This window comes from Arsenophonus sp. PmNCSU2021_1 (assembly GCF_036919435.1).
Classification (GTDB): domain Bacteria; phylum Pseudomonadota; class Gammaproteobacteria; order Enterobacterales; family Enterobacteriaceae; genus Arsenophonus; species Arsenophonus nilaparvatae.
On record NZ_JAZHPL010000009.1, the window covers coordinates 401232 to 415870 of the forward strand.

The following is a 14639-nucleotide window of genomic DNA, read 5'->3' on the forward strand; positions in this document are numbered from 1 at the left end:
GTTATCAGTAAATATCATAATCAGGCGGTGATTTATGCTTTAACGTTTGGGGAACGTGGATTATTAGAACCCGTATTAAGGCAACAATTGCAACGAACCGGTATTGCGCATTTGATGGCTATCTCAGGTTTACATATTGGCATGGCTTATTTTTTTGTTTTTGGCTATATCGTTTGATTCAGTTTTTATTACCCATTTGTTTTATCGAGCTTCGTATACCGATGTTAGCGGGTTGGTGCTTTGCTTTAGGTTATGTTTGGTTGTCTGGTTGGGCGATACCTGCACTGCGGGCTATATTTGCCTTATCGTTATGGCTTTATATTCGGCAACAAAATTTTGTTTGTTTTCCCTGGCAATGGGCATTATGGAGTATTACTTTAATTTTAGTGTTTGAACCTCTTGCGATACTTTCTGATAGCTTTTGGCTTTCGAGTTTTGCGGTTGCGGCATTAACATTTTGGTTTTCGTTTGTAAAATTGAGTGTACAGTTTCAACACAGTTGGCTTAATTGGATAGTTAAATTGGTTCATTTGCAATTAGGCATGCTGATTCTATTAATTCCTATTCAATTGGTTTTATTTCAAGGAGTTAATATTACTAGTATTTTTGCTAATTTATGGGCTGTGCCAATTATTTCATTTATAACCATACCGTTAATTATGGTTTCATATATTTGTATTTTTTGGTACTCAGGACAAAATTTATTATTTGGTATAATCGATAAAAGCATTAGTTTAGCATTATGGCCCCTAGCTCATATTGAGCGTTACTGGCTTGATACTGGCCATCTTCCAATTATCATAACTGGGCTTAGTTGGCTTATTATTTTATGTTGGCAGTTTAGTTGGTTTGTGCAGTATAAATTGCTGATAATAGTGTTAATTTATTGGTCAATCACGACCATGAAACAAAACGATTTGGTTCTTTGGCGATTGATTATGTTAGATGTGGGGCATGGATTAGCAATTATTATTGAGTGACAGGGAAAAGTGTTAATTTATGACACTGGTATTTCATGGAAGAAAAACAGTAGTGCTAATAGTACTATTTTGCCTTATTTACGATATCATGGTTTAACACTTGAAGGCATTATACTTAGTCATAATCATATTGATCACACTGGTGGGGTAGGGAGTTTATTATTAACCTATCCTGGATTAAAGATTAGAAGTCACTTTGATAAAAAAAATCATTTTCCATGCCATCGAGGTATTTATTGGCAATGGCAGAAATTACATTTTGAAGTATTATGGCCAATAATTGATCAAAAAAGATCACATAATAATGAATCGTGTGTAGTAAAAATTAGTGATGGCTATCATTCGGTTATTCTATCTGGCGATATTGAAAAAACAGCGGAGAAAGAACTCGTGCGTCTAGCAATAGCAAATTTGCCGGCTAATTTATTACAAGTTCCTCATCATGGTAGTAATACTTCGTCGACGATGGCGTTTATTCAAGCAATTAAACCGCAATATGCACTTACTTCTGTTGCACGTTATAGCCGTTGGCGTTTACCTTCTGATAAAGTACGCCATCGATATGAGAATATAGGGGCAAATTGGCTGAGTACAGCGGAATCAGGGCAAATTATAGCGCAGTTCTATTTTGATAAAATTGAAATAATGCGTTATAGACAGGAAGTTTATCCTCGCTGGTATCATCAGCAGTTTGGTATTTAGAGATTTCTCAAGTAAAATAAACGGCTTATTTTTATGGGTATTTAATAAGACAATGATAATGAATGATAAAGATCTTTCTACATGGCAAACATTTCACCGACTATGGCCTATGATTTTGGCATTTAAACTGGGATTAAGTGTAGCTGCTGTTGCGTTAATTATTAACGCTGCCGGCGATGCATTCATGATCTCCTTATTAAAACCTTTGCTTGATGAAGGTTTCGGTAAAGCTGATAACAGCACACTAAAATGGTTACCCATTGCTATATTGGGGCTAATGCTGATAAGAGGGATATCGAGTTTTATCTCCAATTATTGTATTGCCTGGGTTTCTGGTAAAGTTGTAATGAATATGCGTAGGCGTTTGTTTGGCCATATGATGGGGATGCCGGTTTCTTTTTTTGATCAACAGTCGACAGGAACTTTACTTTCTCGCATAACGTATGATTCTGAGCAAGTCGCCTCATCTTCCTCTAGCGCTTTAATCACTATTGTTCGAGAAAGCGCTTACATTATCGGTCTGTTTGGGCTGATGTTTTATTACAGTTGGCATCTTTCACTAATATTAATTGTTATTGCTCCTATTGTTGCGTTAACCATTCGCTCGGTTTCTAAACACTTTAGGAATATTAGTAAAAGTATGCAAACTGGCATGGGACAAGTAACTGTTAGTGCGGAACAGATGTTAAAAGGCCATAAGGAAGTTTTGATTTTTGGTGGGCAAAAAGTTGAAACTGAGCGTTTTAGCAAAGTGAGTAATCACATGCGCCGGCAAACGATGAAAATGGTGACAGCATCTTCTATCTCTGATCCTATTATCCAACTGATAGCCTCTCTAGCATTAGCATTCACGCTTTATATCGCGAGTTTTCCTGAAGTTATGCAAACATTGACAGCAGGCACTATCGGTGTGGTTTTTTCATCCATGTTTGCATTAATGCGCCCATTAAAGTCATTAACAAATGTTAATGCACAATTTCAAAGAGGTATGGCCGCATGCCAGACATTGTTTACCATTTTAGATATGGAGCAGGAAAAAGACGAGGGTAAATTAACCTTAAAAAAAGCGAAAGGTGAAATAGAGTTTAAACATGTTACCTTTAAGTATGCAACAAAAGAGCATCCTGCATTACATGATATCTGTTTTAAAATACCGGCAGGAAAATCCATTGCCTTAGTCGGACGATCAGGTTCAGGAAAATCAACTATTGCGAATCTAATTACCCGCTTTTATGAGGTTAATGAAGGTCAAATACTGCTTGATGATCATGATTTACGTGAATACACTTTAAGCTCTCTACGTAGCCAAGTCGCACTCGTTTCTCAACATGTCTATCTTTTTAACGATACTATTGCCAATAATATTGCTTACGCAACCGATGGTCGTTTCAGTCGAAAAGCGATCGAAAAAGCCGCTAAGATGGCTTATGCAATGGACTTTATTCAAAAACTGGATAATGGACTAGATACCGTTATTGGTGAAAATGGTGTAATGCTTTCTGGTGGGCAGCGGCAACGAATTGCGATTGCGCGTGCTTTATTACATAACTCATCTATATTAATTCTTGATGAAGCTACATCTGCACTTGATACTGAGTCAGAGAGAGCGATTCAGGCAGCATTGGACGAATTACAAAAAAATCGGACTTCGATTATTATTGCCCATCGTCTTTCGACAATAGAAAATGCAGATGAAATTTTAGTTATTCAAGATGGTAAAATTACTGAACGAGGTACCCATCAAACTCTACTTAAGTGCGATGGGGCATATGCTCAACTTTATAGCATGCAATTTAAACAATGATTGATAAAATATGGTTAGGTGGTTCGTGGCTATATCTTTTGCTACTACCGTTGTCGATATTATATGGCATGATTATTGGATTAAGACGCCTTGGCTATCATTTGGCAATTTTCTCTAGTTGGAAAGCGCAGATACCTATTATCGTTGTGGGTAATTTGACTGTCGGCGGTAATGGTAAAACGCCGGTTGTTATTTGGTTAGTTGAGCAGCTTTTATCACGGGGTTATAGTGTTGGTGTTGTATCCCGTGGATATGGCGGTAAAGCAACTTCTTATCCGCTATTAGTTAATGAAAGTATATCAATAAAAGAAACCGGCGATGAACCTGCGTTAATTTATCGGCGAACTGGTGTGCCAGTGGCAGTTGCTCCTAAACGAGTAGACGCAGTTAAGATGCTACTAAAGCAACAAAAACTGGATGTTATTATTGCTGATGATGGTCTTCAGCATTACGCACTACAAAGGGATTTTGAGATCGTTGTTATCGACGGTATCCGTCGTTTTGGCAATGGTTGGTTGCTGCCTGCTGGTCCATTACGAGAATGTCAATATCGTTTGAATACCGTTAATGCTGTTATTACTAATGGTGGTATTGCTAAGTATGGGGAGATTGCCATGCAGTTAACAGGCGATATTGCTATCAATATGTTGACCGGTGAAAAACGCTCAGTCTGTGAATTGGAGCAAGTTGTTGCCATTGCAGGAATTGGGCACCCAGCACGTTTTTTTTCAAGTCTTGAACAAAAAGGAGTGCCATTAATTGCAACACACGCTTTCGCTGATCACCAGTGTTATGAGTTTTCTAAACTAACAACCTTAGTGACTGAACATCAAACATTATTAATGACTGAAAAGGACGCAGTGAAATGTTTTCATTTTGCTCAATTAAATTGGTGGTATCTGCCAGTAAATGCCCAACTTGCACAGCCTGGTGCAGGAAAAACCCTTTCCGCCATTAGTGAATTGGTCGAGTCTTGTAAAAATGCTTGAAATAATAACATTATCATGTTATATATAACTGGAATCTAGTTAGCAATAGTAGTGACTTCATTTCAATTATACCACGCCAGCTATTATTTCATTAATAAAAAATCCTTTAATCTTATTTAGTATCAAATCTGACTGATAAACTCTAGTAATGAATAATTTGGCATGTGTTATGTTGTTTGATGTTTAAACAGATCCTAAATAGCAACAGACACTACTGAGTTGGTGTTTTTTTAATATAATAATACTACTCTGACATTAAGGGTATTTGGTGAAAGAAAAAATGGGGTTTCTATCGAAAGCTTAATAAAAGAGTAGGGAGCACTAGGAGAAAATGAAATTTTGTCACCTAGTGAACAAAAGGAGTTTTATTATGACATTACAATTACAAATGGGTCGCGTAAAATGGTTTGATGTAAAAGAAGGCTATGGATTTATCTCCCCAGTGAATGGCGGTCAAGATATCTATGTTAATCGTCGAGCTATTGCGAACACTAAAAATAAATGGCTTAAAGAAGGCCAGTGTGTTGAATTTTCTGTTACGCGTAACGCTTATGGCATTGCTGCCGCTGATGTTATCGCTTATGAATTTTAACCTAATGTTAGCTGCCAATTTGTCAGATTACTGACAAATACATATTAGAGCAGATATTAAAGTTAACGGTGATGCATGCTTATGCTATTCTGGTTTCATCTTAAATTACGTTTTTGATGAGGAATATATGGATCACCGTCTACTTGATATCATTGCTTGTCCTATTTGTCATGGCAAACTAGTCTATGATAAACAAAATTTAGAGCTTATCTGTAAATTTGATCATCTTGCTTATCCTGTGCGTAATAACATACCGGTATTATTAAAAGAAGAAGCTCGTGAGTTGCCTTTAGATGAAGAAAAGTAACATGTTTACGGTCATTATTCCGGCGCGTTTTGCTTCTAATCGTTTACCGGGCAAGCCGTTAGCTGATATTCATGGCAAACCTATGATTATTAGAGTAATGGAAAGAGCGCTAATGTCAGATGCAACGCGAGTTATTGTGGCGACTGATCATCAGGCTGTATTTGATGTGGTGCAAGCGGCCAATGGAGAGGTTTGCATGACCGACGTTGACCACCAATCCGGCACTGAAAGATTAGCGGAAGTTATTGAAAAATATAAATTCTCTGACGATGAAATTATTATCAATGTACAAGGTGACGAACCTTTAATCCCACCAGAAATAATTAATCAATTAGCGAGTAATCTGATGCTAAATAACGTCGGCATGGGAACATTAGCGGCACCGATAAACGATACACAGGAAGTATTTGATCCGGCTATTGTAAAAGTTGTGACGGATAAACAGAGCAATGCCTTGTATTTTTCCAGAGCGGCTATTCCCTGGGAACGTGATCGCTTTGCCGTCAGCAAAATGGAAATTGGCCAGCATTTTTTGCGTCATATCGGTATTTATGCTTATCGGGCCGGTTTTATTCGTCGTTATATCCAATGGTCGATAAGTCCGTTAGAGACGATAGAAATGCTTGAGCAGCTACGTGTACTGTGGTACGGCGAAAAAATTCATGTAGCCCTGGCAGTTAAAACACCAGGGCCTGGGGTTGATAATCAGCAGGATCTCGATGCTGTTCGGAAAGCATTTTTCCCTAGTTAAAATTATTCTGATGTCTCCAATTATAAAAAGCTAACTATTCCACTACATTGGAACTGAGCATTAAAGGTTGGGTATTGTCAATTTTTATTGACTGCCATATTGAGCCAATAAATTCATACCAAGCGCGTTCTGAGTGGGAAAAAAAGTAAATCGATGGGAAAAATTTTTCCCAGGGTTGTAATGGTGAGGTAATGGCAAGTTGATTGGCGGGTGCTGTAATGGGATGCATATTTCTAGCTATAAAGAAACGTTCAGCGCGTGCCATATGGTTAGCTGAAGTCACCAATAGAAAAGGTTGCTGGCCAACGATTTTTTCTACTTCGAAGGCTTCTTCTTGGGTATCTCTGGGGGTGCTTAAGGTAATTATGGCTGTTTCTGCTACCCCTAACGATAGTGCGACTTTTGCTGCCACTTCAGCATTACTGATTAAATTGTTACCGCGCCCGCCAGTAAAAATTAATTTAGCCCTTGAATATTGAGAATAAAGGCGAATTCCTTCCGTCACTCTAGCCAGGCTATTATTAATAAGGTTAGCGCTTGGCGGCCAATCAGGGTTGTAAGTAAATCCCCCTCCAAGTACAACGATATATTGGATGTTTTCTTCTTTAGGGTGCAAAAGTTCATAGCGCTTGTTAAACACACCTTCTGACGATAGTAGTAATTTATCAGCGACAGGTTGTAGACTTAGTAACAAAATAGTTAACCAACTAAAAGAGACTAAACATTTGCCACTTTTTTGCCAATGAGTGAACCAAAGTAGTAATAATCCGATAAAGCTAATTAAAATAAGGAGAGGTAATGGCATTAAAAGCGCACTAATGTATTTTTTTAATGTAAACAGCATGTTTCAATCCTAGTTAATCAATTTATCGAGTATAGTATAATTTAATCATATAGATAATAGTTAATAAATTGTTAATATAGAAATCATTTTCAATGAAAATATTACACGAGTTTCGCACCAATAAAAAAACGCTCTATTTTTAAGTTTAATTCAGCATAATATGTAAATAGATAAAACCTTATAAATTAAATATAACTTATTGTAAATTAAGTAAATTTATGCATTTCAGTAACTTGCAGATTAATCATTACTTTTAAGCCATTTCTAGAATTTTATAGGCCTGTGCGAAACTCGTGTATTATTGTTTTTTGTTAACAATATGTAGGTTGAATAGATATTTTTATCGTCAATGGCGATTAAGTTTTATAATAGTGGTTATCGGGGTATTTTTTCATGGTAGATCGCAATTTTGATGATATTCCAGATAAGTTTACACAAAATATTTATGGTACAACCAAGGGAAAAATACGCGAAGCTGTTATTTGGCAGGATCTTAACTCTTTGCTTGATTTATTACCCAATAAGCCGTTAAAAATATTAGACGCGGGTGGGGGAGAAGGTTTTTTTGCAAGCAAGCTGGCGATGATGGGACATCAAGTTATTGTTTGTGACATTTCGGCAACGATGCTTGAACGCGCCAAATTATTGGCTAAAGAAAAAAAAGTAAGCCATAACATGCAATTCATTCACTCTTCCGTTCAAAATATTACTCAATATTTAACAGAAATGGGAGCAGTTGATTTAGTATTATTTCATGCAGTTATTGAATGGATCAGTGAACAAAAATCTGCAATAAAAACCCTAGCGGATATAATTAACCCAGGTGGCGCATTTTCTATCATGTTTTATAATGCGAATGGGTTGGTGATGAGAGATGCTGTATTAGGTAACTTCCATTTAGCGACACCTAATATTCAGCGACGCCGCAAACGTTCACTTACTCCTCTAAATCCGTTATTACCAGAAACAGTATATCAATGGCTGGCAGAATTTGATTTTAGAATAGTTGGTAAAACAGGTGTACGGGTTTTTCATGATTATCTACAAAGCCGTCAGTTACAAAATAAAGATTTTCCGGCGTTGCTTGCTTTGGAGCAGCGTTATTGTCGACAACAACCCTATATTGATCTGGGGCGCTATATTCATGTTATGGCATGCAAGTCTATGTGAAAGGATGAATTATGGGTGAATTTTCCCAGACTGTTCCGGAATTGGTATCCTGGTCGCGGAAAAATGATTTTTCAATCTCATTACCTGCTGAGCGTCTGGCCTTTTTATTGGCTGTTGCTGTTCTTAATAGTGAGCGGCTTGATGGCGAAATGAGTGAAGGTGAATTAATTGATGCTTTTCGTGAAGTCAGTAAAGGATTCGAGCAGACCGCAGAAACGGTTACTGCCAGAGCTAATAATGCCATTAATGATATGGTAAGGCAGAAATTATTTAATCGTTTTTCAAGTGACGTCATTGAAGGTAATGCAATTTACCGTTTAACGCCACTTGGTATCGGCATCAGTGATTATTACATTCGCCAGCGGGAATTTTCTTCCTTACGTTTATCTATGCAACTTTCGATAGTAGCTGGTGAATTAAGTCGAGCAGCGGATGCCGCAGAAGAAGGGGGAGATGAATTTCATTGGCATCGCCATGTCTTTGCCCCATTAAAATATTCGGTGGCAGAAATTTTTGACAGTATTGATATGTCACAGCGTGTGATGGATGAACAGCAAAATAGTGTAAAGGAAGACATCTCTGCTTTACTCAGTCAGGATTGGCAGGCAGCGATTGCCAATTGTGAACAACTTTTAACGGAAACTTCCGGCACATTACGTGAATTACAAGACACGCTAGAAGCGGCTGGTGATAAATTACAGACTAATTTGTTACGTATCCAAGAGGCTAATATGAATGGAGGTGGTTCAGAATTGGTTGATAAGCTAGTATTTGATCTACAAAGTAAGCTTGATCGAGTTATTAGCTGGGGCCAACAATCTATCGCTCTCTGGATTGGCTATGATCGCCATGTGCACAAATTTATTCGTACTGCCATCGATATGGATAAAAATAGAATATTTTCGCAACGCCTGCGCCTCTCGGTGCAAAATTATTTTACCGATCCTTGGGCATTAACGGTAGCCAATGCCGAACGATTGTTTGATGTGCGTGATGAAGATCTGGTATTGAGTAATGAAGAAGTGACGGGTGAATTGCCAGCTGAACTGGAATATGAAGAATTTAATGAGATTAATGAACAACTGATTGAGATAATGGAGCAGGCATTGGCTGGTTATAAGAAAGATCAGCATCCATTGGATATTGGTTTAATATTACGTGACTACTTAACTAAATATCCACAGAAACGGCATTTTGATGTTGCGCGTATTATTGTCGATCAGGCAGTTAAGTTAGGTATAGCAGAAGCGGATTTCTCAGGTATCCATCCTGAATGGTTAGCGATTAATGATTACGGAGCCAAGGTACAGGCACATGTCATCGACAAATATTGAACAATTTATGCCAGTAAAATTGGCACAAGCTTTAGTCAGCTCCCTTTTCCCTGAATTGGATAGCCAGCTTCGAGCTGGGCGTCATATTGGCATTGATGATCTGGATAATCATGCCTTTTTGATGGATTTTGAACAGGAATTAACGGCTTTTTATGCTCGCTATAATGTTGAGCTGATTCGTGCTCCAGAAGGTTTTTTCTATTTACGGCCACGTTCGACCACATTAATTCCTCGCTCAGTTTTATCTGAATTAGATATGATGGTTGGCAAAATTCTTTGTTATCTTTATTTAAGCCCGGAAAGACTTTCGAATCAGGGTATTTTTACTGCGCAGGAACTGTTTGAAGAACTATTGTCACTAGCGGATGAAAGTAAACTACTGAAGTTTGTCAATCAGCGCTCAACAGGAACGGATTTGGATAAACAAAAATTACAAGAAAAGCTACGTACTTCTCTTAATCGCTTACGCCGATTAGGAATGGTTCATTTTTTACAAAATGACAGTCACCGTTTTATGATCACCGAATCTGTCTTTCGTTTTGGTGCTGATGTGCGTAGTGGTGATGATCCACAGCAAGCCCAATTACGGATGATCCGTGATGGTGAAGCTATGTCGTTAAAAGATAACTTATCGTTAACAGATAACGAAAATAATGATAATGACAAAGATGAAGCGGAGGATGAATAGCTATGTTAGAACGAGGCAAGTTTCGCTCACTCACGCTCATCAACTGGAACGGCTTTTTTGCCAGAACCTTTGATTTGGATGAGTTAGTAACGACGTTATCTGGTGGCAATGGTGCCGGCAAATCGACCACCATGGCAGCATTTATTACTGCTATGATCCCTGATTTAACCTTGTTGCATTTTCGTAACACCACCGAAGCGGGTGCAACCTCGGCATCGCGCGATAAAGGGCTGCATGGAAAATTATGCCCAGGGGTTTGTTATTCGATTTTGGACGTCATTAATTCTCGCCATCAGCGTATTTTAGTGGGGGTTCGCTTACAACAAATTGCGGGACGTGATAAAAAAGTTGATATAAAACCTTTCATAATAGAAAGGTTACCAACGGCAATTTTACCGACTCATATTTTGACTGAGCAAGTAGAAGAACGTCAAGCGCGGGTAATTAGTTTAAATGATTTAAAAGATCAAATGGATGCGATTGAAGGTGTACAGTTTAAACAATTTAATTCAATCACTGATTACCACGCCCAGCTATTTGAGCTAGGTATTATTCCAAAAAGATTGAGATCATCGAGTGACAGGAGCAAATTTTATCGCTTAATTGAAGCTTCTTTATACGGTGGAATTTCCAGGGCTATTACGCGTTCATTACGTGATTATCTGTTGCCGGAAAATAGTGGTGTTCGCAAAGCCTTTCAGGATATGGAAGCGGCTTTGCGTGAAAATAGGTTAACTCTTGAAGCGATCCGCGTCACTCAATCTGATCGTGACTTATTTAGACGTTTAATCAATGAAGCAACGGATTACGTTTCAGCTGATTATATGCGGCATGCTAATGAACGCTGGGTTCATCTAGATAGTGCACTTGCTGTTCGAGAGGAATTATTTGACGGCCGTAAACAACTGATAGCTGCCCAGACCCGTCATGTTGAAATGGTACGTGAACTGGATGAACAAAATGGTTCTTCATTAGATTTAGAAGCGGATTTTCAGGCAGCAAGTGACCATCTGGGGTTAGTACAAGCCGCGGTACGTCAGCAGGAAAAAATTGATCGCTATCAGACCGACATTGAAGAGATAACTTATCGTCTAGAAGAGCAGCGTGAAGTTGTTGAGCAAGCATTAGAGCAACAAAGTGAGCTTGAAGCCAAAGTTGAGGCGGCTGAATTAGAAGTTGATGAGATAAAAAGTCAACTGGCTGATTATCAGCAAGCGTTAGATGTTCAGCAAACGCGTGCAATTCAATATCAAAAAGCCCAGCAAGCGTTGGAAAGGGCAAAGAAAATTTGTCAATTACCTAAACTAACGCCAGATAATGCTGAGCAATTTTTAACTAGTTTTGAGCAAAAAGAGCAACAGAATACTGAAAAATTACTTGCTCTGGAGCAGAAAATCAGTGTTATTGATGCGGCGACTAACCAATTTGACCAAGCTTATAGCTTAGTTAACGATATCGGCGGTGAGGTAAAACGGGATAATGCTTATCAAAAAGCACGTGAATTATTGCGCGACTGGGCTTCACAACAACATCTTGCCCAACGCATTAAGCCGCTACAGATGCAATTAGCTGAGCTGGAGCAAAAACTTAATAGTCAGCAAGATACCCAACGCATTTTAGCCGAGTTTTGTCAATATTCTGAACAGCAATATCAGCCAGATGAATTAACGACGCTACTGGAAGAATTAGAAGCTCAGCAAGAGGAACTGAGTATTTCTGTTAGTGAAAGTAGTGAGCATCGCATGTTAATGCGTCAAGAGCTTGAGCAGATCAAACAAAAAATTCAAACCCTAACCAAAAAAGCACCTACTTGGCTGGCAGCACAAGATGCCCTTAATCAATTAACTGTGCAGGCTAATGATAATTTTAGCCATAGTCATGAAATTACCGAGCATCTACAGCAATTGTTGGAACAAGAACGTGAAATCACCGTTGAACGTGATGAAGTCGCCAGTCAAAAGCGTGAATTGGAGCAACAAATAGCTCATCTTAGTCAACCGAGCGGCGCTGACGATAACCGCTTACTTGGCCTAGCTGAACGGCTTGGTGGTGTTTTGTTATCTGAAATTTATGATGACATTACTATTGATGATGCGCCTTATTTTTCAGCGCTCTATGGTCCAGCAAGACATGGTATTGTTATTCCTGAGCTAGCAAAAATTCACTCACAGCTTGGTGAATTGATAGCCGAATGTCCTGATGATGTCTATTTTATTGAAGGCGATCCGCAATCTTTTGATGATAGCGTGTTTAATGCAGAAGAATTTGACCAGTCAGTATTAGTACGATCGTCAGAGCGTCAATGGCGTTTTTCTCGTTACCCTGAAGTCCCCCTATTTGGTCGGGCAGCGCGTGAAAATCAGCTGGAGATGTTGAGCCAAGAGAGAGATACTTTAGCTGAGCGTTATGCGACTCTCTCATTTGATATGCAAAAATTACAACGCGCTCATCATGCATTTAGTGGTTTTATTGGTAAATATCTGGCGGTGGTTTTTGACGCCGATCCAGAGGCTGAAATTCGTTCTTTAAATCAACGTAAAAATGAACTTGAGCGCCAATTAGCTCAATTTGAAGCACAAACACAACAACAAAAACAGCAACATACTGTGACCAAAGAACGTTTGTCGAGTTTAAACCGATTGTTGCCAAAAGTTAATTTGCTAATGGATGAAACGCTAGTCTCTCGGATTGAAGAAATCCGTGAAGCATTGGCAGAGGCAGAAGAAGCGGGGCACTTTTTGCATAAGCATGCAAAATCGTTAGCAAAATTAGAGCCAATAGCCAACGTCCTACAAAGTGATCCTGAGCAGCATGAGCAATTACGTCATGAATATGAACAGGTCAAACAGTTGCAGCAACAATCTAAACAGCAATCTTTTGCTTTAATTGAAGTTGCTCAACGTCGCGCTCATTTTAGTTATCACGACTCGACGGAGATGCTGTCAGAAAATACCGATTTAAATAATAAACTCCGCAAGCGTCTGGAACAGGCTGAAAAAGAGCGTAGTCAGGCACGTGAACAGTTAAGGCAGCAACAAACTAAAACGGCGCAATTTAACCAACTATTAGCTTCACTGCGTAGCTCTTATGAAACTAAGCAGGATATGCTAAGAGAATTAGAAGCTGAAATAAAAGCAATTGGCGTTCAAGCGGATAGTAATGCTGAAAAACGGGCACGCGAACGCCGAGACCAACTTTATGAAGCTGTAAATGCTAATCGCTCGCGCATTAACCAATTGGAAAAACAGATCGCATTTTGTGAAGCTGAAATGGACAATTGGCAGAAAAAATTACGTAAATTAGAGCGGGATTATTACCAACTTCGCGAGCAGGTGGTCTCTGGTAAATCTGGTTGGTGTGCTGTAATGCATATGGTCAGAGAAAACGGTGTCGAGCGTCGTTTACATCGGCGTGAATTAGCTTATATGGATGGCAATAGTTTACGTTCGATGTCAGATAAAGCGCTGGGTGCACTTAGACAAGCGGTAGCGGATAATGAACATTTACGCGATGTATTACGTGCCTCTGAAGATCTTAAACGACCAGAGCGCAAAGTAGCGTTCTTTATTGCGGTTTATCAACATTTACGTGAACGTATTCGACAAGACATTATTTGTACTGATGATCCGGTTGATGCCATTGAACAAATGGAAATTGAATTAGCGCGTTTGACAGAAGAACTGACGGCCCGTGAACAAAAATTGGCCATTAGTGCAAAGAGTGTGGCAAATATTATCCGTAAAACGATCCATCGTGAGCAAAATCGCATCCGCCTGCTTAACCAAGGGCTACAGTCCGTTGCTTTTGGACAGGTAAAAGGGGTTCGGCTTAATGTTAATATTCGACAAAGTCATGAATCACTACTTGATGTGTTATCAGAAGAGCACGAACATCATCAGGATCTGTTTAAAAATAAAAGTCTGACATTCTCTGAAGCGATGGCAAAGCTTTATCAACGTTTAAACCCTCAGCTAGATATTGGCCAACGCCTGCCCCAAACAATTGGTGAAGAATTACTTGATTATCGTAATTATCTAGAACTGGATGTTGAAGTTAATCGTGGTTCGGATGGGTGGCTCAAAGCTGAAAGTGGCGCGCTGTCGACGGGAGAAGCAATTGGTACAGGCATGTCAATTTTGGTGATGGTGGTACAGAGTTGGGAAGAAGAGTCACAACGATTACGAGGTAAAGATATTTTACCTTGTAGGTTCTTATTCCTGGATGAAGCAGCTCGATTGGATGCTAAATCGATTGCAACATTATTTGAACTTTGTGAACGATTAAAAATGCAATTAATTATTGCTGCGCCTGAAAATATCAGTCCGGAAAAAGGGACGACTTATAAGCTGGTACGTAAGGTATTTGGCCAACAGGAGCATGTTCATGTCGTTGGTTTGAAAGGTTTTGGACAAGAAGATAAACAGTTAAAAATATCTTCTGCTGTCACTTAATTTCAAGTAGTAAAAATTTATTTTTAT

The 14639-nt window shown here is 38.9% G+C and carries 11 protein-coding genes and 1 pseudogene; 11 read left to right on the forward strand and 1 reads right to left on the reverse strand.

Features of this window, described 5'->3' with window-relative positions; translation table 11 throughout:
• The first annotated feature begins 27 nt into the window (after positions 1-27).
• From V3224_RS22105 to kdsB, 7 genes and pseudogenes are all read left to right on the forward strand, one after another.
• Positions 28-980: pseudogene (locus V3224_RS22105) on the forward strand (DNA internalization-related competence protein ComEC/Rec2).
• Between the two features lie 9 nt (positions 981-989).
• Positions 990-1682 carry a DNA internalization-related competence protein ComEC/Rec2 gene (locus V3224_RS22110; RefSeq protein WP_334472683.1) on the forward strand — a complete coding sequence of 231 codons (693 nt, stop codon included), beginning with the start codon at positions 990-992 and terminating at the stop codon, positions 1680-1682.
• Between the two features lie 55 nt (positions 1683-1737).
• Complete coding sequence (msbA, locus tag V3224_RS22115) at positions 1738-3486, forward strand: lipid A ABC transporter ATP-binding protein/permease MsbA (RefSeq protein ID WP_334472784.1); 1749 nt, start codon at positions 1738-1740, stop codon at positions 3484-3486.
• The gene (gene lpxK / locus V3224_RS22120) at positions 3483-4475 is read left to right on the forward strand and encodes a tetraacyldisaccharide 4'-kinase (protein WP_334472684.1); all 993 of its coding nucleotides are present in this window, start codon (positions 3483-3485) and stop codon (positions 4473-4475) included. Before msbA ends, lpxK begins: the two co-directional genes overlap by 4 nt.
• A gap of 370 nt (positions 4476-4845) precedes the next feature.
• Positions 4846-5067: a cold-shock protein gene (locus V3224_RS22125; RefSeq protein ID WP_032116332.1), complete on the forward strand. Its 222-nt coding sequence runs from the start codon at positions 4846-4848 to the stop codon at positions 5065-5067.
• Between the two features lie 127 nt (positions 5068-5194).
• Positions 5195-5374: a Trm112 family protein gene (locus tag V3224_RS22130; RefSeq protein WP_032116333.1), complete on the forward strand. Its 180-nt coding sequence runs from the start codon at positions 5195-5197 to the stop codon at positions 5372-5374.
• A gap of 1 nt (position 5375) precedes the next feature.
• On the forward strand, positions 5376-6125 hold the full coding sequence (kdsB, locus tag V3224_RS22135; RefSeq protein ID WP_334472685.1) for a 3-deoxy-manno-octulosonate cytidylyltransferase: 750 nt from the start codon (positions 5376-5378) through the stop codon (positions 6123-6125).
• A gap of 34 nt (positions 6126-6159) precedes the next feature.
• Here the strand turns inward: kdsB and elyC are convergent, their stop codons facing one another.
• Entirely contained in the window at positions 6160-6969 is an 810-nt protein-coding gene (elyC, locus tag V3224_RS22140) for an envelope biogenesis factor ElyC (protein WP_334472686.1), read from the reverse strand.
• A gap of 393 nt (positions 6970-7362) precedes the next feature.
• Between elyC and cmoM the strand changes: the two genes are divergently transcribed.
• Genes cmoM through mukB form a run of 4 tightly spaced genes read left to right on the forward strand, consistent with a single transcriptional unit; the run spans position 7363 to position 14612 of the window.
• Entirely contained in the window at positions 7363-8139 is a 777-nt protein-coding gene (gene cmoM / locus V3224_RS22145) for a tRNA uridine 5-oxyacetic acid(34) methyltransferase CmoM (RefSeq protein WP_334472688.1), read from the forward strand.
• An 11-nt stretch (positions 8140-8150) separates the two neighbouring features.
• Positions 8151-9473, forward strand: coding sequence for a chromosome partition protein MukF (gene mukF, locus V3224_RS22150; RefSeq protein ID WP_334472690.1), 1323 nt, complete (start codon positions 8151-8153; stop codon positions 9471-9473).
• The gene (gene mukE / locus V3224_RS22155; protein ID WP_032116338.1) at positions 9454-10161 is read left to right on the forward strand and encodes a chromosome partition protein MukE; all 708 of its coding nucleotides are present in this window, start codon (positions 9454-9456) and stop codon (positions 10159-10161) included. The genes mukF and mukE overlap by 20 nt, the downstream gene beginning before the upstream one ends.
• A gap of 2 nt (positions 10162-10163) precedes the next feature.
• Complete coding sequence (mukB, locus tag V3224_RS22160) at positions 10164-14612, forward strand: chromosome partition protein MukB (protein WP_334472692.1); 4449 nt, start codon at positions 10164-10166, stop codon at positions 14610-14612.
• Positions 14613-14639 lie beyond the last annotated feature (27 nt).

Coding starts and splice junctions, on each gene's coding strand:
- mukF (WP_334472690.1), top strand. CDS start 8,151: ATGGGTGAATTTTCCCAGACTGTTCCGGAATTGGTATCCTGGTCGCGG.
- V3224_RS22130 (WP_032116333.1), top strand. CDS start 5,195: ATGGATCACCGTCTACTTGATATCATTGCTTGTCCTATTTGTCATGGC.
- mukB (WP_334472692.1), top strand. CDS start 10,164: ATGTTAGAACGAGGCAAGTTTCGCTCACTCACGCTCATCAACTGGAAC.
- elyC (WP_334472686.1), bottom strand. CDS start 6,969: ATGCTGTTTACATTAAAAAAATACATTAGTGCGCTTTTAATGCCATTA.
- cmoM (WP_334472688.1), top strand. CDS start 7,363: ATGGTAGATCGCAATTTTGATGATATTCCAGATAAGTTTACACAAAAT.
- mukE (WP_032116338.1), top strand. CDS start 9,454: ATGTCATCGACAAATATTGAACAATTTATGCCAGTAAAATTGGCACAA.
- kdsB (WP_334472685.1), top strand. CDS start 5,376: ATGTTTACGGTCATTATTCCGGCGCGTTTTGCTTCTAATCGTTTACCG.
- V3224_RS22125 (WP_032116332.1), top strand. CDS start 4,846: ATGACATTACAATTACAAATGGGTCGCGTAAAATGGTTTGATGTAAAA.
- lpxK (WP_334472684.1), top strand. CDS start 3,483: ATGATTGATAAAATATGGTTAGGTGGTTCGTGGCTATATCTTTTGCTA.